This is a genomic window from Snuella sedimenti (assembly GCF_016428595.1).
Lineage (GTDB): Bacteria > Bacteroidota > Bacteroidia > Flavobacteriales > Flavobacteriaceae > Snuella > Snuella sedimenti.
On sequence record NZ_JAELVQ010000007.1, the window covers coordinates 48,237 to 71,473 of the forward strand.

20 protein-coding genes are annotated in these 23,237 nt (G+C 36.4%); 18 read left to right on the forward strand and 2 right to left on the reverse strand.

The window, feature by feature from the left end:
- The first annotated feature begins 179 nt into the window (after positions 1-179).
- From bshC to JF259_RS07245, 18 genes are all read left to right on the forward strand, one after another.
- Positions 180-1,784 carry a bacillithiol biosynthesis cysteine-adding enzyme BshC gene (gene bshC, locus JF259_RS07160; RefSeq protein WP_199114629.1) on the forward strand — a complete coding sequence of 535 codons (1,605 nt, stop codon included), beginning with the start codon at positions 180-182 and terminating at the stop codon, positions 1,782-1,784.
- Positions 1,785-1,791: 7 nt separating this feature from the next.
- Positions 1,792-3,162 (forward strand): pyridoxal phosphate-dependent decarboxylase family protein, encoded by a 1,371-nt coding sequence (locus JF259_RS07165; RefSeq protein ID WP_199114630.1) that lies wholly within the window; start codon positions 1,792-1,794, stop codon positions 3,160-3,162.
- Between the two features lie 49 nt (positions 3,163-3,211).
- Complete coding sequence (gene guaA / locus JF259_RS07170) at positions 3,212-4,747, forward strand: glutamine-hydrolyzing GMP synthase (RefSeq protein WP_199114631.1); 1,536 nt, start codon at positions 3,212-3,214, stop codon at positions 4,745-4,747.
- 650 nt (positions 4,748-5,397) lie between these two features.
- The gene (locus JF259_RS07175) at positions 5,398-7,332 is read left to right on the forward strand and encodes a LysM peptidoglycan-binding domain-containing protein (RefSeq protein WP_199114632.1); all 1,935 of its coding nucleotides are present in this window, start codon (positions 5,398-5,400) and stop codon (positions 7,330-7,332) included.
- Positions 7,333-7,367: 35 nt separating this feature from the next.
- On the forward strand, positions 7,368-7,823 hold the full coding sequence (locus JF259_RS07180) for a hypothetical protein (protein WP_199114633.1): 456 nt from the start codon (positions 7,368-7,370) through the stop codon (positions 7,821-7,823).
- Between the two features lie 132 nt (positions 7,824-7,955).
- Positions 7,956-8,183 (forward strand): DUF3820 family protein, encoded by a 228-nt coding sequence (locus tag JF259_RS07185; protein WP_199114634.1) that lies wholly within the window; start codon positions 7,956-7,958, stop codon positions 8,181-8,183.
- Between the two features lie 160 nt (positions 8,184-8,343).
- Positions 8,344-9,984: a CTP synthase gene (locus JF259_RS07190; RefSeq protein WP_199114635.1), complete on the forward strand. Its 1,641-nt coding sequence runs from the start codon at positions 8,344-8,346 to the stop codon at positions 9,982-9,984.
- Positions 9,985-10,111: 127 nt separating this feature from the next.
- Entirely contained in the window at positions 10,112-12,004 is a 1,893-nt protein-coding gene (gene yidC, locus JF259_RS07195; protein ID WP_199114636.1) for a membrane protein insertase YidC, read from the forward strand.
- A gap of 92 nt (positions 12,005-12,096) precedes the next feature.
- The gene (locus JF259_RS07200; protein WP_199114637.1) at positions 12,097-12,765 is read left to right on the forward strand and encodes a toxin-antitoxin system YwqK family antitoxin; all 669 of its coding nucleotides are present in this window, start codon (positions 12,097-12,099) and stop codon (positions 12,763-12,765) included.
- A 282-nt stretch (positions 12,766-13,047) separates the two neighbouring features.
- Complete coding sequence (gene mnmA, locus JF259_RS07205) at positions 13,048-14,235, forward strand: tRNA 2-thiouridine(34) synthase MnmA (RefSeq protein WP_199114638.1); 1,188 nt, start codon at positions 13,048-13,050, stop codon at positions 14,233-14,235.
- 25 nt (positions 14,236-14,260) lie between these two features.
- A complete protein-coding gene (locus JF259_RS07210; RefSeq protein ID WP_317192069.1) occupies positions 14,261-15,907 on the forward strand; it encodes a S8 family serine peptidase in 1,647 nt (548 codons plus the stop codon).
- On the forward strand, positions 15,907-16,848 hold the full coding sequence (locus tag JF259_RS07215; RefSeq protein ID WP_199114639.1) for an NAD(P)H-dependent flavin oxidoreductase: 942 nt from the start codon (positions 15,907-15,909) through the stop codon (positions 16,846-16,848). Before JF259_RS07210 ends, JF259_RS07215 begins: the two co-directional genes overlap by 1 nt.
- Positions 16,849-16,864: 16 nt before the next feature.
- Entirely contained in the window at positions 16,865-17,179 is a 315-nt protein-coding gene (locus JF259_RS07220; RefSeq protein ID WP_199114640.1) for a Dabb family protein, read from the forward strand.
- Positions 17,180-17,478: 299 nt separating this feature from the next.
- Entirely contained in the window at positions 17,479-18,855 is a 1,377-nt protein-coding gene (locus tag JF259_RS07225) for an MATE family efflux transporter (RefSeq protein ID WP_199114641.1), read from the forward strand.
- 181 nt (positions 18,856-19,036) lie between these two features.
- Positions 19,037-19,201 (forward strand): four helix bundle protein, encoded by a 165-nt coding sequence (locus JF259_RS07230; protein ID WP_199114642.1) that lies wholly within the window; start codon positions 19,037-19,039, stop codon positions 19,199-19,201.
- Positions 19,202-19,441: 240 nt separating this feature from the next.
- Positions 19,442-19,669: a hypothetical protein gene (locus tag JF259_RS07235; RefSeq protein WP_199114643.1), complete on the forward strand. Its 228-nt coding sequence runs from the start codon at positions 19,442-19,444 to the stop codon at positions 19,667-19,669.
- A gap of 34 nt (positions 19,670-19,703) precedes the next feature.
- Positions 19,704-20,273, forward strand: coding sequence for a phosphatase PAP2 family protein (locus tag JF259_RS07240; RefSeq protein ID WP_199114644.1), 570 nt, complete (start codon positions 19,704-19,706; stop codon positions 20,271-20,273).
- A 111-nt stretch (positions 20,274-20,384) separates the two neighbouring features.
- The gene (locus JF259_RS07245; protein ID WP_199114645.1) at positions 20,385-21,326 is read left to right on the forward strand and encodes an NAD-dependent epimerase/dehydratase family protein; all 942 of its coding nucleotides are present in this window, start codon (positions 20,385-20,387) and stop codon (positions 21,324-21,326) included.
- On the opposite strand, the gene meaB is transcribed toward JF259_RS07245, so the two are convergent.
- The gene (gene meaB, locus JF259_RS07250) at positions 21,321-22,391 is read right to left on the reverse strand and encodes a methylmalonyl Co-A mutase-associated GTPase MeaB (RefSeq protein ID WP_199114646.1); all 1,071 of its coding nucleotides are present in this window, start codon (positions 22,389-22,391) and stop codon (positions 21,321-21,323) included. The two genes, JF259_RS07245 and meaB, sit on opposite strands and share 6 nt — an antisense overlap.
- Positions 22,392-22,460: 69 nt before the next feature.
- Entirely contained in the window at positions 22,461-23,015 is a 555-nt protein-coding gene (locus tag JF259_RS07255; RefSeq protein ID WP_199114647.1) for a DUF2911 domain-containing protein, read from the reverse strand.
- Positions 23,016-23,237 lie beyond the last annotated feature (222 nt).

Sequence of the window (23,237 nt, forward strand, 5' to 3'; positions counted from 1 at the left end):
GAAGTATTTAAGTTAAATTTAAGATTAAGTCCTTGCAAACAAGTTGTTTGTGTTGTTGTTTGGTTAAGGCGATTATTCATTTCATGTATATTATTTAGAATCTTAACTCTTAACGTATTTTTTAGAATTTCAAAATTCAATAACTGTATCTTTGCTCTTTTAAATCTCATATAGATATTATGCCAGCTGACTGTATTTCATTTAAAGAAACGGGATATTTTTCATCTCTTATTTGTGATTACCTTGAAGAACAACCAGAATTACAGCAGTTTTACCACCGGTTTCCTAAACTAGAGCATTTTAAAGCCCAAATTGATGAGAAGCGCAATGCCTATCAGAACAAGCATAGAGAAACATTGGTTGCCGTTTTAAAACAGCAATATAAAGATGTAAATGCATCATCAAGTACACTCAACAATATTGAAAACCTGTTAGACGAAAAAACGTTTACGATTACTACAGGGCATCAGCTTAATTTGTTCACGGGACCTCTGTATTTTTTATATAAAATTGTATCAACCATTAAGCTTTCAAAAGAACTTAAGGCGTGTCATCCCGATTGCAATTTTGTGCCAGTGTATTGGATGGCTACCGAGGATCATGATTTTGAAGAAATAAACTATTTTAATTTCAAAGGAAAAAAAATTCACTGGAATCAAACTTCTGGTGGCGCCGTAGGAGAATTGTCAACCGAAGGGCTAGAACAAGTGTTTAAATTGTTTTCGGGCGAATTGGGAACTAGTAAAAATGCAGAATATTTAAAATCGCTTTTTCAATCAGCCTATTTACAACATGACAATTTGAGTGATGCAACGCGCTATATTGCCAATGAACTGTTTAAGGAATACGGTTTGGTGATTATTGATGCGAATCATCCCGATTTAAAAAAAATGTTTGAGCCGTTTATAGAGGTTGAGTTGTTAAACAACATAGCATACCATTCGGTTACAGAAACAAATAAACGTATAAACGAAATAACGGGTAAAGCATATAATATTCAAGTGACCCCTCGAGAAATCAATTTATTCTATCTAAAACCAGGGATACGTGAACGTATTGTTTTTGAAGCTGGTTCCTATAAGGTTTTAAATACCAGTATTGTATGGACGGAGAATGAGTTGTTAAGTGAGCTTTCCAAGTATCCAGAACGTTTTTCACCCAATGTGATCATGCGGCCATTGTACCAAGAAGTAATATTGCCCAATCTTTGTTATATTGGAGGAGGGGGCGAATTGGCTTATTGGTTTCAGTTAAAGCAATTTTTTAATGAAGTAGGCGTTACGTTTCCAGTACTTCTGTTGCGTAATTCAGTGCTGATTAAGACAGAAAAACAAGCAGAAAAACTGGTAAAGCTCAATATATCTAATAAGGACATCTTTTTAAAACGCGATGCGTTTATAAACAAGAAGGTAAGGGAGATATCGAATATAGACATAGATTTTTCATTGCAAAAAGCACATTTGTCCCAACAGTTCGAAAGTCTATATGCATTAGCCAAACAAACCGATGAATCCTTTGTAGGAGCAGTTAAAGCTCAGGAGGTAAAACAATTAAAAGGTATTGAGAAGCTGGAAAAACGGTTGCTTGCTGCCCAAAAAAGAGCCTTGTCCGATCAAGTAACCAGAATGACCGATCTTCAAAATCAGTTGTTTCCCAATCAAAGTTTACAAGAGCGTAATACAAATTTCTCAGAGTTTTATTTAGAATATGGTTCGCAATTAATACCATGTTTAATAGAAGAATTAGATCCTTTACAAGGAACATTTACAATACTAAATTTATAAGACAAGCATGCATAAGATAGATATCGATCTAATTGAAATGACCTTAGATGTCATGAAATATGTGATTGGAAGAGTTTCAGAAATTGAGCACCCAATAGGAAAACCTAAAAAGTATGAAGAATTAAAAGCTTTGGTTGGCGATACCGTTACACCAAAGGGAGTTGGTGGCGAATATGCTTTCGATCTTTGGAAGGAGCATTTGTCTAAAGCAAATGTGCCGGTAGACCACCCTAGAAATTTAGCTTTTGTTCCCGCTTCGCCTACACGTGCAGCAATAATGTTCGATTTAATTACATCGGCATCTAGTATTCATGGAGCGTATTGGATGGAAGGTGCTGGTGGCATCTTTTGTGAAAATGAAGCGATGAAGTGGATTGTTTCCTTAACAGGGCTTCCAGAAGGCGCTTTTGGCGTATTTACCAGTGGCGGTACGGCAGCAAACTTGTCTGGTATAGTGACCGCACGGGAATACTGGCGACGTAATGATGCATTTAAAGGAGAGAAAGGGTTGATAATAACCTCTATTGGAGCGCATTCATCTATTAAAGCGATGGCCAAAGTAGCCGATGTCGATATCCTATTAGTGGAATCTGAAGAAAAATTATCAGCAAGCGCACTTCAGAAAGCTATTGATGGTCTGACCGATCATCAAAGGAAGCGGCTCTTTGCTGTAGTGGCAACAGGCGGTACTACCAATGCTGGGATTATTGATGATTTATCCGGTATTGCCGATGTATGTGAAGCGCAAAACCTATGGATGCATGTCGATGCCGCTTATGGAGGTGGCGCTTTGGCAGCCGATTCTGTAAGGCATTTGTTTAATGGTATTGAACGCGCAGATAGTATCACTATCGATCCGCACAAATGGATGTTTTCGCCTTACGACTGTGGCGCTATTATTTATAAAAATCCAGAATTAGCAAAAGAGGCGCATTCCCAAGAAGGTTCCTATTTGGAAATCTTTAAGGATGAAGGAGCACACGGTTTTAATCCTACCGATTACCAAATACAGTTAACACGTCGTGTTAGGGGCTTGCCTTTGTGGTTTTCGTTGGCAACACATGGAACCGATAGATATAAAGAAGCAGTAGAACGTGGTATTGAGCTGGCAAAAATAGCAGGAAAGCTTATTGGAGAGCGACCTTATGTGGAGTTGGTTAGAGAGCCTAGCTTATCTTGCGTATTGTATAGAAGGATAGGATGGAACCCCGAAGATTATACACATTGGACCTACAAAAACCATGGCAAAGGATTTGCTTTGGTAACACCAACCAAGTGGAAGAAGGGAGCTGATTTTGAAACTGTATCCCGTTTTTGTTTCATTAATCCAGATACTACCCAAAAGGATATAGAGTTGATTTTGGATTCCATGGCATAAAAAAACGAATCCTTAATTGCCATTCAAAAATCAATTATTATTTTTGCGCATGCAACATGACAAGGTATTAATATTAGACTTCGGATCGCAATATACACAGCTTATTGCCCGTAGAGTGAGGGAACTCAACATTTATTCCGAAATACACCCATTTAACAAAATTCCAACAGACATCGAAAGTTACAAAGCAGTTATACTTTCAGGTAGTCCTAATTCAGTAAGGGGGGAGGATGTTTTACATCCAGATCTTACAGATATTAGAGGTAAAAAGCCAATGCTGGCCGTTTGTTACGGGGCACAGTATTTAGCCCATTTTTCGGGAGGTAATGTAGCACCTTCAAATACTAGGGAGTACGGTCGGGCAAACTTATCTTATATTAAAGAAGAAGAGACACTTTTCTCTAAAATAGGATCAGGAAGTCAGGTCTGGATGAGTCATAGTGATACTATTAAAACATTACCAGAACAAGGGGTTTTAATTGCAAGTACAGCTGATGTTACCAATGCAGCTTACAAAATTGAAGGCGAGCAAACATATGCTATTCAATTCCATCCAGAAGTGTATCACTCTACCGATGGTAAACAGTTATTGGAAAATTTTTTAGTTAACATAGCAGGTATTAACCAAGATTGGACGCCTGATTCTTTTGTGGAAGAAACTGTTGATGCTATTAAAGAGAAAGTGGGAAACGATAAAGTAGTATTAGGTTTGTCGGGAGGTGTTGACTCTACAGTAGCAGCGGTACTCTTGAACAAGGCTATTGGAAAAAATCTTTACTGTATTTTTGTTAACAATGGATTGCTTCGTAAAAATGAATTCGAAAATGTACTGACTCAGTATGAAGGCATGGGGCTTAATGTAAAAGGAGTTGATGCATCTCAACGTTTTCTAGATGCTTTAGCTGGTATTGAGGATCCCGAAGCAAAGCGTAAGGCCATAGGTAATGCTTTTATCGAGGTTTTTGATGATGAAGCTCACAAGTTAACAGATGTAAAATGGTTGGCTCAAGGAACTATTTATCCAGATGTTATTGAGAGTGTTTCGGCTACAGGAGGCCCATCTGCAACAATTAAAAGCCATCATAACGTAGGAGGACTTCCAGATTTTATGAAGCTTAAAATAGTAGAGCCTTTGCGTGCCATATTTAAAGATGAGGTAAGACGTGTTGGTAATACATTAGGTGTCGACCCAGAACTTTTAGGGCGTCACCCGTTTCCAGGCCCCGGTTTGGGAATTCGTATATTGGGAGATATAACAGCAGAAAAAGTTCGTATTTTACAAGAAGTAGACGCTATATTTATTAATGGCTTAAAATCTTGGGGCTTATACGATAAGGTATGGCAAGCAGGAGCTATGCTGTTACCTGTTAATAGTGTTGGTGTTATGGGTGATGAACGTACCTACGAAAAATGCGTAGCATTAAGAGCAGTAGAAAGTACAGATGGTATGACGGCCGATTGGGTAAATTTACCATACGAGTTTCTGCAAAAAACATCCAATGAGATAATAAATAAAGTAAAAGGCGTTAATAGAGTAGTGTACGATATCAGTTCGAAGCCACCGGCTACGATCGAATGGGAATAAGCTTGCTCTGGTTTTTAAGAAGAAGTAGATTTTAAACAGTTTCTTAATAATTAAAGCTGTTTTATACCAATTCAAAGTTGTAATGACATTACACCATTGAAGAGAACTGATTTATGTGGTTTGTACGTATATAAGTTTAATCAAAAAGAATTCTTCGACGCTCTGCGTCGGGGTTTCCATTGAAATTGTCATTCCCGTGAAATCGAAGATTCATGAATACAAAAAATTTGAAAATATTGTATATGAATAAAACGGGAATCTAAATACAGAATTTCGGTTTTTGACCTTGTGAGGTCAAAATGAAACGAGCGAAACCTGTACTGAGCGCAGTCGAAGTATACCCCCTATGGCTCTGCCTCGGGGATAGTTCGTTTCAAGAAATTCTTTATTTTAATGTTTCAAAATGATAGCACAAACAATGAAGTGGTTTAATCTATTTATAAAAGTTTAAAACACTTCAATAATTAAAACGTCACTTTGGGGGAACTTAAGGTGACGTCAACGTTTTTGTTGCTTAACAAACGGAACGAACTAGTGGACAAAAGATATTGTTAAGCATTGCGCTATTTTCTTTTTGGCATACAATATGTACATGTTAAAGTTAAAATGGCAAAATGCCCACTCTAAATAAAATTTAAAAAATAAATTTCATGACTAAATTCTTTTTTGTTTTATGCTTGTCGTTAGTATTCAGTTTAAACACTGCTACGGCACAGAACTACAGCACACATCAAGTTAAGAAAGGAGAGACTATCGAAAGCATTGCTAAACGTTATTTTGTTACACCTTTCGATATTTTTAGTTTGAATCCGGATGCAAAAAAGGAATTGAAGCCCAATACCATTTTAATCATTCCAATTTCTAAAGCATTAAAACCTAAAGTAACTACGGTTAGGGAGTTAAAGGGGTTTATTACGCACAAAACAAAACGTAAAGAAACCTTATACAGTTTGGCAAAACAGTATAGTGTTACAGAAGAGGATATAAAGAAGCACAATACGTTTTTGTATGCTAATCCTTTGCAAAAAGGCGATAAACTTCAAGTACCAATATTTAAAACAACAAAAGTTGTAGAGGAAGTGAAGCCAACTAAGAAATATAAGGTTTTGCCTAAAGAAGGAAAATGGCGTATAGCCTATAAATTTGGCATCACCATTCAAGAGTTGGAAGCACTTAATCCCGGATTGGAAGAAACACTTCAGGACGGACAGGAAATAAATGTACCAAACATAGAAGATGACAAAAAGAACGAGATTGATGAGAAATACAGTTACTATAAAGTAAGGCCAAAACAAGGGTTTTATAGCTTAAAGCGAGAGCTTGGTTTAGAGCAAGAAGAACTGGAAGCTTTAAACCCTGGATTGAAAGAATCTGGTTTAAAGAAAGGTATGATTTTAAAAGTACCGTTCTCTAGTAAAGCTAACGGTATCATTCAAGTTGATGCAGATAGGATTAACTTAGTAGATAGTATAAGCGATTATAAAACAAAGCACATAGCTGTAATGTTGCCATTCAGGCTTAATCGGGTCAATCATGATTCCATTTCGGGAACCAAACAGAGTATAGTAGATGATCCCTATTTAAATGCTTCCCTTGATTTTTATTCGGGCGTATTAATGGCTATCGACTCGTTAAAGAAATTAGGTATTTCACTTAAAGTAGATGTGTATGATACCAAAAATCAGACAAGCGAAATATCGCGAATAATCGATGCCAATAATTTTGAAACAGTTAATGCGGTTATTGGCCCACTTACGCCTAATAATTTTGAATGGGCAGCTTCCAAATTAAGAAACTTCAACGTGCCTGTTGTCTCTGTAATAGGTAGCAATTTAAAGTTGGGGGAAAATGGATTTCAGTCAAAGCCTTCAGATGGATTACTAAAAGAAAAAATAGTAAACTATGTAAAGGCAGATACCTTATCTAGTAACATTGTTATTATTTCCGACTCTAAGCATGCTCAAGTAGCCAATAGTTTAAAGCAAGAATTTAATCATGCCAAGCAAGTTTATTCTCGAAAGGACGAAGACGGTAAAGAAGCAAACTATGTGTTGGTTGATGACATTCGTGAAGTATTAAAACCGGGTAACAATATTGTGTTTTTAGAAACTAAGGATGAAGGTTTTGCTTCTAATGTAACAAGTATACTGGCATCTTTAATTCAGAAAGAAAATATAGAAGAAAAGAAAGAACGTATCGATATAGTATTGGTAACAACAAACTTTAATGCAGCATTTGAAGGTGATGAAATTAAAAACCCACATTTGTCTAAGTTACAATTTACCTATGCCTCAGCATCAAAAGCTTACAATGAAAATGATAATAATGTATTTGTTAGGGCCTATGAAAAGGCATATAATGTAACACCTAATATTGGAGCCGTTAAAGGTTTCGATTTAACAATGGATGTTGTTTTACGATTGGTGTCTTCAGACGATTTGTATACGTCGGTTAACGACGCGCCTCTAACGGAATATGTAGAGAATAAATTTGGTTACCAAAAAAAGCTACTAGGCGGTTATTATAACAATGCAGTATATTTGGTAAAGCACCAGGATCTAACTATTGTTGAGGTAAAGCCTTAGGAGGTATTGTTGCTGCCAGTACAGGAAAAACTTCTATGAGATTATTTTTCTTTTTTATATTAGTGATCTCCACAAATGAAAAGCCCATTAAATTTGATCTAGGGGCGCCTGAAATTCAAGCTGTTTGCAAGGTTATTCTTACTTATGGAGAAATCAAAGAAGGATTTATAACATTAGGGACTGGAGGGTATGAATACAAATACAGGCTTCTGGATGAAATGACAATATATGTAAAGCTTCCTTTAGATTTGCTTGTTGGTTATAGTTCGGATGATCAAAATGGAAAAACCACTATTGATGTTGAGCGAATTAAATCAATTGAGTTACTTAAAAAGCCTAGTGAAAAATCAATTGAGATTATCGAAAATGCACGAAAGAGACAAAGTGAAAGTGAAAAGAACGAAGAGTGGGTTGATTATCAGGAACCTGTTTGGTATCACGAAATAATAACAGATCAAAAAAGAATTGATTATTTATCGAAATTCTTTTAAAAAGTACCGTGGTAAAACACAAAATTAATTTCTGGAATGTTTATGCTGATTAAAGAATATACATGTTAATAACGTATTGTTATTTGCTTTAAGTCAAGAAACCCTAAACCCTAAACCCTAAACTTGTGATATATGTTACAGGATAAAGAGTATTTAATTCGTTTAGCGCATACCAAAATGCCTTTTGGTAAGTACAAGGATTATTATTTAATAGATCTACCCGAACACTATGTGGTGTGGTATCAAAATAAAGGATTTCCTAAAGGAAAGTTGGGAGATATGCTCCAGTTGGTTTACGAACTTAAATTAAATGGTTTGGAGGATTTGATTCGTAATATTAAAAAGCAGTATCCTAAGTAAAATAGTTTTAAACGAGTTTCCTCGAGCATTAATTTGTAGTTTTATTGTATATTATTTTAATCACTAAAAAGGTAGGGAACACATCGTTGGTAAATAACTAAAAAACATTTCGGCATAACATCTTTTATTTTGTAAATTTGCCTGCGTTTATAAGCGCATCATGACAAGTACTACAAAATACATTTTTGTAACCGGGGGAGTTACATCATCATTAGGAAAAGGAATTATAGCGGCCTCTTTGGCCAAGCTATTACAAGCACAGGGATACAGGACAACCATTCAAAAATTAGACCCATATATTAATGTGGATCCGGGTACCTTAAATCCATACGAACATGGAGAGTGTTACGTAACAGAGGATGGTGCCGAAACCGATTTGGATTTAGGACACTACGAGCGGTTCTTAAATGTTCCAACAAGTCAGGCTAACAATGTTACAACCGGACGTATTTACCAAAGTGTAATAGAAAAGGAAAGGCGTGGGGAGTTTTTAGGTAAAACCGTGCAGGTGGTGCCTCATATAACCGATGAGATTAAAGAACGCATCCAGATTTTAGGAAATTCTGGGGATTACGATATTGTGATTACCGAAATTGGGGGGACTGTAGGTGATATTGAATCCTTGCCATATGTTGAAGCAGTACGTCAGTTACGTTGGGATTTAGGAGATAATAATGGGATCGTTATTCATTTAACTTTAGTACCATATTTGTCGGCAGCAGGAGAGTTAAAAACCAAACCGACACAGCACAGTGTTAAAACCCTTATGGAAAGTGGAGTCCAGGCAGACGTGCTAGTGTGTAGGACAGAACATGATTTACCAGTCGATTTACGAAGAAAATTAGCTTTGTTCTGTAATGTACGAGAAGAAGCGGTAATTCAATCTATAGACGCTTCTACAATATACGATGTGCCTAATTTAATGCTCGAAGAAGGCCTAGATAAAGTAGTTTTGAAAAAGCTTGCTCTTAAGAGTTCAATACCAGATATTACAAGATGGAACGAATTTTTAAAACGCCTTAAAAACCCTAGAACAGAGCTTACAATAGGGCTAATAGGAAAGTATGTTGAACTGCAAGACTCCTATAAATCTATTTTAGAGTCGTTTATTCATGCCGGTGCAGCAAATAATGTAAAAGTTAATGTAGAATCGATCCACTCCGAATATTTAAAAAGCGATAACGCTAAACTTAAGCTAGCGCATTTGGATGGCGTATTGGTAGCACCAGGGTTTGGAGAACGTGGTATTGAAGGTAAAATTGATGCCGTAAAGTATGTACGTGAAAATAACATTCCATTTTTAGGAATTTGTTTAGGAATGCAAATGGCAGTGATTGAATTTTCTCGTAATGTTTTAGGGATTGAAGATGCCTGCTCAACAGAAATGGATGCAACAACTAAAAATCCGGTGATCGATTTAATGGAAGATCAAAAAACAATCACCGATAAAGGCGGAACAATGCGTTTGGGCGCTTGGACTTGCGATTTAAAAGAAGGTAGTAAGGTGCGAGATATTTACAATGCCGAAAGTATTAAAGAGCGTCACCGCCACCGTTACGAATTTAATAGCAATTATAGAGAGCAAATGGAAGCAGCCGGGATGAAGGCTACGGGCTTAAATCCAGAAACTGGTTTGGTTGAGATTGTTGAAATACCATCACACCCTTGGTTTGTGGGGGTGCAATACCACCCAGAGTATAAAAGTACTGTAGCAAATCCGCATCCTTTATTTGTAGCTTTTGTTAAGGCTGCTTTAAGTCACAAAAAAGCTAAAGGTGTCAGTGTGGCAAAAAATCAATAGTGGATAGTTTTTTGATAATCGAAAACGTATCAATAAAAAGTATAAACAAATAAAGTTGTCACATTTTAGTAAAAGAGAGCATCGTATCAAGACGCCAATATTCATTAAGAGAGACATCAATTAGCATATGGAAGAAAAAAAGTTAGATATTAATTCGATAATAGGATTTGTTCTTATTTTCGGAATATTGATGTATATGCTTTGGCAAAACCAGCCAACGCCCGAAGAGTTAGAAGCCCAGAAAAAGGCACAACAAGAGCAGATAAATGCCGAAAAAAGTAAACAAGTACAGGAGCAGACAATAACAACTACAGCCGAAGATTTTTCAATTGGAGCCGAAGTCGACTCTTTAAAGTTACTTGAGTTAAAGAATAAATTAGGAGCGTTTGCCTATTCGGCTACTAAGGTAGCTTCAAAAGAAACGGTAGTTGAAAGTGACGTATTGGCATTAAAGTTTAATAGTAAAGGGGGCTACCTCTCTGAAGTTAAACTTAAAAAGTTTGTGAATTTTAATGACGAACCTATTTACATTGTTAAGGAAAACAATGCAGAATTCAATATTAATTTTGGAACTAACGACAGTAGAATATTAAATACTAAAGACCTGTATTTTGAGCCTACTGTAACAAAAAATGGGGGTAATATCGTCGTTTCAATGAAACTGAAGGTATCCGAGAATCAGTTTTTAGAATACCGCTACGAATTGAAAGCAGGTGACTATATGATGGATTTTACCATTCGGTCACAAGGTTTAAGCGGCGTTATAAATAGTTCGCAACCCATTAATTTAGACTGGAATCTTAAAACCTATCGCCATGCCAAAAGTATCACGTACGAAAATAGGTATACCGAATTGGTTTACGAATACGAAGGCGGAAAAGACGATTACCTTGGGCAACGGGAATTATCTGAGGATTCTGGAGAGGACGTAACTTATGTAGCCTTTAAACAACATTTTTTTACCTCTATTTTATTGGCCGATTCGCCGTTTAAAACAGGAGCGTTTACATCTGAGAATTTAGTTAGGGATGAAGAAATAGATACCGTTTTCACCAAAGCATTCACGGCTAAATTACCATTAGAACTTAATGGTGGCGAACTAAATAAAACAATGAATTGGTACTACGGACCGAGTGATTATAAAATCTTAAATGCTTACGATCGTAACCTTGACGAAATTGTGCCACTTGGTTGGGGAATTTTTGGATGGATTAACCGTTATGTGTTCATTCCTTTATTCGGATTTTTAGGCGGTATTTTACCTTATGGTTTTGCAATTATAGTAATGACCATTTTGGTTAGAATAGTCATGTCCCCGGTAACCTATAAGTCGTATTTGTCCCAAGCAAAAATGAAGGTTATAAAGCCTGAGATTACTGAGATATCAGAGAAGTATAAGGATAATGCCATGAAGAAGCAACAGGAAACTATGGCTTTATATAGTAAAGCAGGGGTGAGTCCAATGGCAGGGTGTTTACCAGCTTTAATGCAGTTACCTGTATTTTATGCTTTGTTCCAGTTCTTCCCGTCGGCATTCGATTTGCGTCAAAAAAGTTTCCTTTGGGCAGAAGATTTATCATCCTATGATACTATTGCAGAGTTGCCATTTCACATTCCATTTTATGGTGATCACGTGAGTTTATTTCCTATTTTGGCATCGGTAGCCATATTCTTTTACATGCAAATGACTACTGGTCAGCAAGTAGCGTCGCAACCAACGCAGGAAGGTATGCCAGACATGGGCAAGATGATGAAATATATGATGTATTTCTCGCCGTTAATGATGTTGTTCTTCTTTAACAACTATGCTTCTGGTTTAAGTTTGTATTATTTTATATCAAACTTAATTACCATTGGAATAATGTTGGTTATCAAGAATTTTATCATTGATGAAGATAAGATTCATGCTAAGATTCAAGAGAATAAAAAGAAGCCTAAAAAGCAAAATCGTTTTCAGCAAAAAATGGCTGAAATGATGGAACAGGCAGAAAAGCAAAAGCAAACGCAAAAGCGTAAGTAATAGAAAGCTGCCAAATGGCAGCTTTTTTTTATACAATTAGTTTGTCCGTTTTTCGTTTCATTTAGCACATTTAACCTTATAAATAGTCACTTATGAAATTTGTAATAGTTGCAGCTTTTTTACTAACAAGTACTTTGGTCATTTCACAAGATATTAATCAGTTTGATGAAAATGGGAAACGACACGGTATTTGGAAGAAAAACTTTGAAGGTACCAAGATTACAAGGTACGAGGGTGCATTTGTGCATGGTAAGGAAGTTGGATTGTTTAAATTTTATAAGAAAATAAATAACCAGCCGGTACTTGCTGCTACCAAGCAATTCAATGAAAACGATAACAAAGCAGAAGTTAAGTTTTATTCCTCTCAAGGTAAACTAATTAGTGAAGGGGTAATGGACGGGAAAACTTATATAGGCACTTGGAAATATTATCAAAAGAATTCGGATAAATTAATGACCATTGAGCATTACGACGATTCTGGAAATCTTGTAGGTGAACGGTTAGTATACTATCCAAACGGAGCGGTAGCAGAAGAGCAACATTACAAAAAAGGTAAATTGGATGGTGTTTCAAAATGGTACTCAGAAAAGAAGGTAGTTTTAAAAGAGTTTACATATGTAGATGGTAAATTACACGGCCAGTCCAAATACTATAGCCCTAAAGGAGATTTAGTAGTTGAAGGAGCTTATAAACATGGGAAAAAGCATGGTGTTTGGAAATATTATGAAGAGGGAGTGCTGAGAGAAGAAAAGAGCTTTTAACGGAGCCAGAGTAAATTAATAAGCAACAGATTGGGTTTTTTTATTTGTAAATTTGCAACATAAAATAAGCGTAAATAGACGGCTCCGTATGAACTGGAAATATGGAGCAAATAATTTAAAAAAGTTTGAACGTGTGAAACGAACATTAATAAAATTTAAACATTTTTTCACAAAAGGGAATGTTTAAAATTTTTAATGTGAGAACGAGTGCAACAAGAGCTTACATTCGTTCTTAATTTTATAATTAACATATAGTCAAAATAATTACTAAAATTTAAACGAATGAAAAGAGTAATAATCGGACTTTCAGGAGGGGTAGATTCTAGTGTGGCAGCCTTTTTGTTAAAAGAACAAGGCTACGAAGTGATTGGGCTGTTTATGAAAAACTGGCATGATGATTCTGTGACCATTTCTAACGAATGTCCGTGGTTAGACGATAGTAACGATGCCATGTTGGTTGCTGAGAAACTGGGAATACCATTTCAAACGGTCGATTTGAGCGAACAATATAAAGAGCGTATAGTTGATTATATGTTCCACGAATACGAAAAAGGAAGAACACCAAATCCAGATGTACTTTGTAATAGAGAGATCAAGTTCGATGTCTTTATGAAAATTGCTTTAGAGCTTGGGGCCGATTATGTCGCTACCGGACATTATTGTAGAAAAGGTGTTATAGAAAGGGATGGTAAGGAAATTTATCAGTTATTGGCAGGGGTAGATGGAAATAAAGATCAGTCGTATTTTTTATGTCAGTTGTCACAAGAGCAATTGGCCAAATCCTTATTCCCAATAGGAGAGTTAACAAAACCGGAAGTACGTGATATAGCAACTAAGCTAGATTTAGTAACTGCAGAGAAGAAAGATTCGCAAGGACTATGTTTTATAGGAAAGGTAAAATTACCAGACTTTCTTCAGCAACAATTAAAACCAAAAGAAGGCCTTATTGTAGAAGTACCAAAAGACCAGAATATTTATAAGCAAACAGCGCCTGTTTTTGATTCGGAAGAAGACAAGTTAAAATACTTATCTCGTAAAATAGATTATAAAGTCGATTTAGGTAAGGTTGTAGGGAAACATCAAGGAGCACATTATTTCACGAAGGGACAACGTAAAGGCCTTGCTGTTGGCGGAACAGTAGAGCCACTTTTTGTAATAGATACCGATGTTGAGGATAATGTTATATATACCGGACAGGGTAAAGAACATCCAGGGTTGTTAAAAAAAGCCTTGTTTGTTGCTAACGATGAGTTACACTGGATTCGCGAGGATTTGGCTTTGCAATCTGGTCAGACCATGCAGGTAAAAGCTCGTATTAGATATCGCCAGCCCTTACAAACGGCAACATTGCATAAGGTAGAAGGCGGTTTGTACGTAGCGTTTAATGCCTTTCAATCTGCCATTACCGAAGGACAATTTGTTGCGTGGTACATAGATGACGAGTTAATAGGTTCCGGAGTAATTTCGTAACTTGCCATGACCAAATCTGGTTATAGTGAAACGAGCATTAACAAATTTTAAGGATTTCTTCATAAAACGATTGCTATTTGTTGGTCTGCTGTGCTTTCAGTTTTATGCTTCTGCCCAACAAGATGCTTGGGTGTATATGGTTGATAAAGAAAACGTAACAGCTTCCATTGCCAATCCAATTACAATACTTACCCAGAAGGCCATAGATAGAAAAGCAGTTCATAACGTAGCTATTGATGAGCGGGACGTTCCTGTAAACGAAAGTTATATAGCCCAGTTAAAAAATAGTACAGGTATTACCGTTATGGCCAAATCCAAATGGTTTAATGCAGTACACGTTAGAGGAAGCCAACCAGATATTCAGGCTCTTGAGAACCTAGCATTTGTAGAGCATGTAGATTTTGCAAATAAAAGTTTGAACACTTCAAAAGCAGTTAGAAAAGTAAAGGTTTCGAAGTTTAAAGAAACCTACGCCATGTTCAATTACGGTAATGCCTCCAATCAAATAGAAATGTTTAATGGCGATAAATTGCACGAGGCCGGTTATACAGGAACAGGTATGACCGTTGCTGTTTTAGATGCTGGCTTTCCAAATGTAAATACCATGGTCGCTTTTAAGCGCTTAAGAGATGCAGGTAACCTAAAGGGAGGTTATGACTTTGTGAACAGAGAGGATAATGTGTATGCAAATACAACAAGTAACCATGGCACGTTGGTACTAAGTGATATGGCTGGGTATATCGAAAACCAATTTGTAGGAACCGCACCCGATGCATCCTACTATTTGTTTATAACCGAAGATGCCCTTAGTGAAAACCCAGTAGAAGAAAGTTATTGGGTAGAAGCAGCTGAGCGTGCGGATAGCTTAGGGGTAGATGTTATAAACACTTCCTTGGGATATACAACTTTCGACAATCCGAATTATAACTATACAACATCCAATATGGATGGTAAAACAGCCTTTATAACCCGTGGAGCCAATATAGCTTTCGAAAAAGGCATGTTGCTTGTAAATTCTGCAGGAAACTCTGGAAATGATAGTTGGGGGATAGTAGGGGCTCCTGCCGATGCAGCGGGTGTTTTTACTGTTGGAGCGGTTGATGCTAGCGGAAATTATGCAGCATTCAGTTCCAGGGGTAGTGCTTTGCAACCAACCCATAAGCCAGATGTAGTTGCACAAGGACAAGCAAGTTATGTGATATTTGAAAACGGGGCAATTGGGACAGCAAATGGAACATCGTTTAGTTCTCCTATTATGACAGGAGGTATGGTTTGTTTGTGGCAAGCTTTACCAGATAAAACAAATGCAGAGATTATGCAATTGGCAAGAGCATCGGCATCTCAATATGAAATGCCCGATTATAATTTAGGTTTTGGTATTCCTAATTTGGAATTGGCACTTAATATAGCTCTAGATGAAGCCCCAAAAGATGATTCGGATAACCTGCTCATATATCCAAACCCTGTAGAGGCTTCTTTATTTGTTAAAACAGCATCAGATAATTTTCCAATAACTATTAATCTTTTTGATATACTCGGAAAACAGGTGCTACAATCAACACTTTCAGATCCTGAAGATGTGTTGGATGTGTCTACTTTGGCAAACGGAATATATATAGTTAGCGTATTTGCGGCAGATATTACAAAAACCTTTAAGCTTATAAAAAAATAATGACCAATAGAATAACCAAATTATTTGGTATTGAATATCCCATTATTCAGGCTGGTATGGTATGGAATAGTGGATGGCGTTTGGCTTCGGCTTCCAGTAATTCAGGTATTTTAGGACTTATAGGGGCGGGATCTATGTATCCAGATGTGTTACGTGAGCACATTCAAAAATGTAAAAAAGCAACCAATAAGCCTTTTGGTGTTAATGTACCCATGCTGTATCCCAATATCCAGGAGATTATGGATATTATTGTGGAAGAAGGGGTGAAAATCGTGTTTACCTCTGCCGGAAACCCTAATACATGGACTCGTTGGTTACAGGATCACGGTATAACCGTAGTACATGTGGTTAGTAGTGTTAAGTTTGCCCTAAAGGCGCAAGAAGCTGGTGTTGATGCAGTGGTAGCCGAAGGCTTTGAGGCAGGCGGCCACAATGGTAGGGATGAAACAACAACATTAACCTTAATACCTATGGTTAAAGAACAGGTACATGTGCCTGTTATAGCGGCAGGGGGAATAGCTACAGGAAAAGCAATGTTGGCGGCGATGGTTTTGGGCGCCGATGGCGTACAGGTAGGGAGTCGGTTTGTTGCAAGTGAAGAATCATCAGCCCATAAGAATTTCAAACAAATGGTGGTCGATGCTAAAGAAGGTGATACCCAGCTTACATTAAAAGAGTTAGCACCCGTACGATTGATAAAAAATAAATTCTACAAAGACATTGAGGAATTATACAAAACAGCACCTAGCCCAGATGCATTGAAGCAATTGTTGGGACGGTCTAGAGCCAAACGAGGCATGTTTGAAGGCGATTTGGAAGAAGGTGAATTGGAAATTGGACAGGTATCTGGATTAATTCATGATATTAAGCCAGTAGCCCAAATAGTTCATGATATGGTACAAGAATTTGAAAAAGCGAAACAAAATGTGCTTACATTATAATTAATAAAAACTTAAAATGGGAAATTTTAGACACACGGTCTTTTTCTGGTTGAAAAAACCAGATGATCAGTCAGATAGAAATGCTTTCGAAACTTCTTTAAAAAAGTTTATAGACAGTTCGGTATTTGTAAAAACCAAACATTTGGGAACACCGGCCAACACACCACGTGAGGTAGTCGATAATTCCTTTACCTATTGTTTGGTAGTCGACTTTGTAACCAAAGAGGCTCACGATAAATATCAAGAAGAACCAGCACATAAATTGTTTATAGAAGAATCCAGTAATTTATGGGATAAGGTGTTGGTTTACGATTCAGAAAACATATGGTGATCGATTGATAGTTCTACAGTAAGGTTTTAAAAGGAATAAGGGGAAAATTAATTTTCCCCTTACCATTGAAACCAGAAGCCATAATATTTTTAATCCCTATAAAATAAAAGCTAAATGGTTTTATAATGTTTGTTGCGTATTTGTATGCCTAAAAGGGGAACTTAGGTTTTACAAAGATAGAAAATAAAATACTGTATTACAGTTTGTTGTAGCTGTTTGTTAACATTAAATAAGGTCAATGTATCAAATGCCTAGTTTTAAAATTACTTTAAGCAAATTGTAAAGACTATTTTTGCGCCATGAATTTAAGGGACTACACAAAAGAGTTTAAATACAATTGGCAATTAGCTTCTCCTGTAATGTTGGGTATGCTGGGGCATACCTTTGTTAGTTTTATAGATAATATTATGGTAGGCCAATTGGGAACAGCCGAGCTGGCAGCAGTTTCTTTAGGAAATAGCTTTATGTTCATTGCCATGTCCTTGGGGATTGGGTTCTCAACGGCTATAACACCCTTAATTGCTGAAGCAGATGCCGCTAATAATTATTTAAGGGGAAAATCATCCTTTAAGCATGGTTTGTTTTTATGCACGGTTTTGGGTGTGCTGTTGTTTATCATGATACTATTAGCCAAGCCGTTAATGTATTTAATGAAGCAGCCTGTAGAAGTTGTTGAATTGGCTATTCCATATTTAGATTTGGTAGCTTTTTCGTTAATCCCTTTAATTATTTTTCAAGGTTTTAAGCAATTTAGTGATGGCCTATCTATGACTAGGTTGCCTATGTATGCTACATTATTGGCCAATATCATAAATGTTATTCTTAATTATGTGCTCATTTTTGGAAAGTTTGGTTTTCCGCAACTAGGTATTGTTGGAGCAGCTTATGGCACATTAGTCTCCCGAATTGTTATGGTGTGGTATATATGGTATTTATTAAAAGGGAAGGAGAAGTCTAAAGATTATGTGACTAATATTAAAATTTTTGTCTTAGATAAGCTAATGCTTAAAAAGATTATTAATCTAGGAGCACCCAGTGCCATGCAAATGTTCTTTGAAGTCGCTATTTTTACGGCGGCAGTGTGGTTAAGTGGGCTTTTAGGAAAGAATCCACAAGCAGCAAATCAGATTGCTTTAAACTTGTCTTCGATGACCTTTATGGTAGCTATGGGCTTAAGTGTAGCATCAATGATTCGGGTTGGAAATCAAAAGGGATTACATAATTACACCGATTTGCGAAGGATCGCCTTTTCCTTGTTTATGTTGGGAACCATGTTGGCTTGTTGCTTTGCTATACTATTCTTTGCGTTTCATGAAGAGTTACCTAAGCTATATGTCGATTTTGATGATGCTCATAACCTCGCAGATAATACCGAAGTAGTAAACATTGCGTCAAAGTTGTTAATTGCTGCTGCGATTTTTCAAATTAGCGACAGTATTCAGGTTTTGGTATTAGGCGCTTTGCGCGGACTGCAAGATGTTAAGATACCTACGTTTATTACATTTGTATCCTATTGGCTTGTTGGATTTCCAATTAGTTGGTTCTGTGGTAAGGAATCTGCATTTGGAAGTTTTGGAATTTGGATGGGCTTACTGGCCGGTTTAACGACTGCGGCTATTTTGTTGTATATTCGATTTAATTATTTAACTAAAAAACTTATTGTAGGAAGTGCATAAAGTGCTTAAAGAGGCTAAAATGAGTTAGCACTGAAAAGCTTAAATTTGTTTATGACGGATAAAGAGTTTGTGAAAAAAAATAGAAAAAGAACTTTAGAATTTGCTGTTCAGATGCTAAGAGTGTCCTCAAGCATACCTTAGACTCCAGAAGCAAGGAAGATTTTAAAAATAAAATAAAGATTTGCTTGGAGAAGCTAGTGAAATAGATTATTGGTTAGAGATAATAGAAACATTGAACTGGGGAGATAATACTATTTTAAGCGGTTTAAGAAAAGAGGCTAAAGAACTTTTGGCTATATTTACTCAAAAAGAATTCCTCGACGCTCAGCGTCGGGGTTTCCGTTGAAATTGTCATTCCCGCTAAAACGGGAATCTAAATACAGAATTTCGTTTTTTGACCTTGTGAGGTCAAAATGAAACGAGCGAAACCTGTACTGAGCTTGTCGTAGTATACCCCTATGGCTCTGCCTCGGGGATAGTTCGTTTCAAGAAATTCTTTATTTCAATAGCTAATAAATTATAACTTTGACAAAAATAATTTTTAGTGCAATTTAGGCACTTGAAACTTAAAACTTAAGACTTAAAAATGACACTTCCAAAGTTTATTCTTGGTGATAATACCAATTTTCCAAATGCTATTTTTGTAATTCATACCGAATTTCCACGATTCATTATCAATCTTGAAGATGATGAAATAGAATGGTTTGAAGAATTTAGTAAAGAAGACGAAAAAGAGTTGGTTGCAGAAACAGAAACGATGATAAAATTGGCAACCGACTTTTATGATAGTGAAATAGCTAAATATGAAGAATAATAAAGTATTAATTGAGAATTAACTGTTTTTGGAAATGATCGATACCCTTTTAGAATACGATACAGCGTTATTTTTGTTTTTAAATAATTTAGGTTCTGAGCCTTGGGATAATTTGTGGTTACTAATCACTAATAAGTTAACATTTATTCCTTTATATGCGTTTTTGTTGTTTTTATTATATAAAAAATACGGATTAAAGACGCTTCTTGTGCTTGTGGTGCTTATTGCACTCATGATCACTTTTACCGATCAGATAACCAATGTTTTTAAGCGAGGCTTCGAGCGTGCCAGGCCGTGTAGGGCTGAAGGGGTTATGGATCAAATGCGGTTTATAGCGGTACGATGTGGGAAATACGGTTTTTTCTCGGGGCATTCTTCAAATTCGATGGCAACCGCGGTATTTGCGGGTTTACTGCTAAGACCTTATTATAGAAACCTTATTTTTATATTGTTGTTGTGGAGTGCAATAGTTGCTTATAGTAGAATTTATGTAGGGGTACATTATCCGCTGGATATTATTTGTGGTTTGACTTTCGGTGCACTTTCAGGGTTTTTGTTTTATAAGTTGTTTTTTTATATAAAGAACAGGTTTTTGGATACTTAAGAGTAAAAGTTATGCATAGTTGGGTAATTGTAATTGAGAGCAACGAGAGTTAACATGCGTTTCCGATTTTATAATTAACATAAAATAAGGTAATTATTAAAATTTAAACAAATGAAGATCTTGGTAACCGGTGCAGCAGGTTTTATTGGTTCGCATACCGCAGAGCGTTTAAGTAAAATGGGGCATGAAGTAGTCGGGGTTGATAATTTTTCGCCATACTATGATGTAAAACTTAAACGGTCAAATGAAAATGTACTAAAGGATAGCGGTATATATATTATTAACAAAGATTTAAGGGACAGTGATTTAAGAGAGCACTTGCCCAAAGATGTAAATTACATTTATCATTTTGCTGCGCATCCAGGGATTTCATCTCATTCTTCATTTCATGATTATTTAAGTAATAATATTTTAGGAACTAAGAACCTAGTCGATTATGCTTTGCAATTACCAGACTTAAAACTTTTTGTCAACATAGGAACGTCTTCTGTTTATGGCTTGGAAGCTACTTGTTCTGAAATTAGTGAACCCAAACCGGCATCGTATTACGGTGTTACAAAACTGGCAGCCGAGCAGTTGGTGTTGCAAAAAAGTAGGGAACAGAAACTAAATGCCTGTTCTTTGCGTTTGTATTCTGTTATAGGCCCTAGGGAGCGACCAGAAAAACTATATACAAAGTTAATAGCCTCAGGAATAAAAAAGGAAACATTCCCATTGTTTGAAGGAAGCCAAAATCATATAAGAAGTTTTACTTATGTTGGCGACATTGTTGATGGTGTAGTGGGGGTAATAGGGAAAGAAGCACTTGTAAATACCCAGGTTATTAATTTGGGAACGGAGGCAGAGCATACTACTAAGCAAGGAATAGAAGCAGTAGAAGCTGTTTTAGGAACGTCAATAACCATTAAAACACTACCAAAACGTACTGGCGATCAATTACGTACCAAGGCTAATATAGATAAAGCCAAGGCTTTACTTAATTATAATCCGCAAACCACCCTTGCGGAAGCGGTTAAACAACAAGTAGCCTGGTACAAACACCATATTTTATAAATTCAGTAAATAATCGGCTGCAGCAAATGGTGTTGTTTCATTAGCTTTTATAAGTTCTAATTGTTGCTCTAATTCCTTTTTTATATCCGGTCTGTTAAAAAAATGAGATTTTAATTGTGTTTCAATAGTTTGTATAAGCCAAAATTTATTCTGCTCTTGGCGCTTTTTTTCAAAGTAATGGTTTTTGGAAGTAATGGCAATATAGTCAGAAATTAGCTTCCAAACACTGTCTATGCCTTCATTTTGTAATGCACTGCAAAGCATTACCTTAGGCTTCCATCGGGATGCCTTTATGGGGTATAATTGAAGTGCTTTATTAAACTCAACTTTTGCCAATTGGGCATGTTTTAAGGTGTCTCCATCGGCCTTGTTAATAACGACAGCATCTGCCATTTCCATAATACCGCGCTTAATACCTTGTAGCTCATCGCCAGCACCGGCTAATTTCAGTAGCAAAAAGAAATCGACCATACTGTGAACGGTAGTTTCACTCTGCCCAACGCCAACAGTTTCTATAATAATGACATCAAAACCGGCAGCTTCACATAAAATAATGCTTTCCCTTGTTTTTCTTGCAACACCCCCTAAGGAGTCTCCAGAGGACGAAGGGCGAATAAAAGCGTGTTCATCTTTTACGAGAGCTTCCATACGGGTTTTGTCCCCCAAAATACTTCCTTTACTAAGGGAGCTACTGGGGTCTATGGCCAGTACGGCAACACGTTTGCCTTTTGATGTTAGATATTTGCCAAAAGCTTCAATAAAGGTGCTTTTTCCAACTCCGGGAACCCCCGTAACGCCTATACGGATTGACTGATTCGCATAAGGCAAACAAGCTTTAATAATTGCATTGGCCTGTTTTATGTGCGAAGGGTGATTACTTTCAATTAGTGTAATGGCCCTACTTAAAGCAACTGTATCACTTTTTAAAATAGAAGCAACTAGCGCTTTTGTGTTTAGTTTGGTGTTGCGCTTTGTTCGAATATTTTTAATAGCCCGAGTGTTCGTGTCTTTTGGTTGGGACACGCCTTTGTTTTCATGTAAAGCCGATGTTTTTTCTTTAGCCACAAATACGCATTTCTTTATCTAAGTTACAATTTTAATTTGAGACTTAATACAGCGAATGAATAGTGTAGGTTATTTTAATGGAACAGCTATTTTTGTGTCATCCCATGCCATGGTTAGTGATAGATTGTCGGTAGAATTATCAAAAGCAATAGTAAATTGCTCTATGGATGCATTTAATTTTTCTACTGGAACATCAATATTTAATATGTCATAATTTGGATCCCACATAGGTTTCATTTCATTGTCAACACCCCAAGGATATTGTTTAGAATTAAAAATGACGGTCCAGGTACTATCCTTGGGTACCGTCCACAAAGTGTATTTTCCAGCAGGTAAGGAGTTGCCTTCTATGTTAAGAGGTTTGTTGGTTTTAAATGTGGTGGCTTCATTAGCTCCTGTACGCCATACTTGATTATAGGGAACCAAAGCACCAAAAATTTCACGTCCCTTTTTGTAAGGGCGGTTGTAAAAAACCTCTAATTTTAGATCATTAAGCTTAAATTCAACCTTATCCTTTGGACTTAACCGTGAAGAGAAAATATTCTCAACAAAAACAGAATACATAAAAAGTCCTAAAGCAATGAGTGATAAAATAATCAAAGTGCGCTTCAAAAAGGTGTTCATAAAGTGAATTTTTTTAGTGGGTAAATATACTTTAAAAAGTAATGATTTATAAAATGCAAACGTACATTTCTTTAGCTTTGTTATATAGAGTTGGAAAATAATTTGTATATCCGTAATATGTTATAATGCAAAAAACATTGTTTTGTCATTCCCGATATTTCGGCAAGCTCAACACAGGCTTTAGAGGGATCTCTTTAACAATTAAAATATTCTTCACTTCGG

Excerpts from the sequence above, each read along its gene's own strand:
- JF259_RS07240 (WP_199114644.1), top strand. The coding sequence starts at position 19,704 with ATGATCGATACCCTTTTAGAATACGATACAGCGTTATTTTTGTTTTTA.
- JF259_RS07165 (WP_199114630.1), top strand. The coding sequence starts at position 1,792 with ATGCATAAGATAGATATCGATCTAATTGAAATGACCTTAGATGTCATG.
- JF259_RS07180 (WP_199114633.1), top strand. The coding sequence starts at position 7,368 with ATGAGATTATTTTTCTTTTTTATATTAGTGATCTCCACAAATGAAAAG.
- JF259_RS07185 (WP_199114634.1), top strand. The coding sequence starts at position 7,956 with ATGTTACAGGATAAAGAGTATTTAATTCGTTTAGCGCATACCAAAATG.
- JF259_RS07255 (WP_199114647.1), bottom strand. The coding sequence starts at position 23,015 with ATGAACACCTTTTTGAAGCGCACTTTGATTATTTTATCACTCATTGCT.
- yidC (WP_199114636.1), top strand. The coding sequence starts at position 10,112 with ATGGAAGAAAAAAAGTTAGATATTAATTCGATAATAGGATTTGTTCTT.
- JF259_RS07235 (WP_199114643.1), top strand. The coding sequence starts at position 19,442 with ATGACACTTCCAAAGTTTATTCTTGGTGATAATACCAATTTTCCAAAT.
- JF259_RS07225 (WP_199114641.1), top strand. The coding sequence starts at position 17,479 with ATGAATTTAAGGGACTACACAAAAGAGTTTAAATACAATTGGCAATTA.
- JF259_RS07200 (WP_199114637.1), top strand. The coding sequence starts at position 12,097 with ATGAAATTTGTAATAGTTGCAGCTTTTTTACTAACAAGTACTTTGGTC.
- bshC (WP_199114629.1), top strand. The coding sequence starts at position 180 with ATGCCAGCTGACTGTATTTCATTTAAAGAAACGGGATATTTTTCATCT.
- JF259_RS07175 (WP_199114632.1), top strand. The coding sequence starts at position 5,398 with ATGACTAAATTCTTTTTTGTTTTATGCTTGTCGTTAGTATTCAGTTTA.
- JF259_RS07190 (WP_199114635.1), top strand. The coding sequence starts at position 8,344 with ATGACAAGTACTACAAAATACATTTTTGTAACCGGGGGAGTTACATCA.
- JF259_RS07220 (WP_199114640.1), top strand. The coding sequence starts at position 16,865 with ATGGGAAATTTTAGACACACGGTCTTTTTCTGGTTGAAAAAACCAGAT.
- mnmA (WP_199114638.1), top strand. The coding sequence starts at position 13,048 with ATGAAAAGAGTAATAATCGGACTTTCAGGAGGGGTAGATTCTAGTGTG.
- JF259_RS07245 (WP_199114645.1), top strand. The coding sequence starts at position 20,385 with ATGAAGATCTTGGTAACCGGTGCAGCAGGTTTTATTGGTTCGCATACC.
- guaA (WP_199114631.1), top strand. The coding sequence starts at position 3,212 with ATGCAACATGACAAGGTATTAATATTAGACTTCGGATCGCAATATACA.
- JF259_RS07215 (WP_199114639.1), top strand. The coding sequence starts at position 15,907 with ATGACCAATAGAATAACCAAATTATTTGGTATTGAATATCCCATTATT.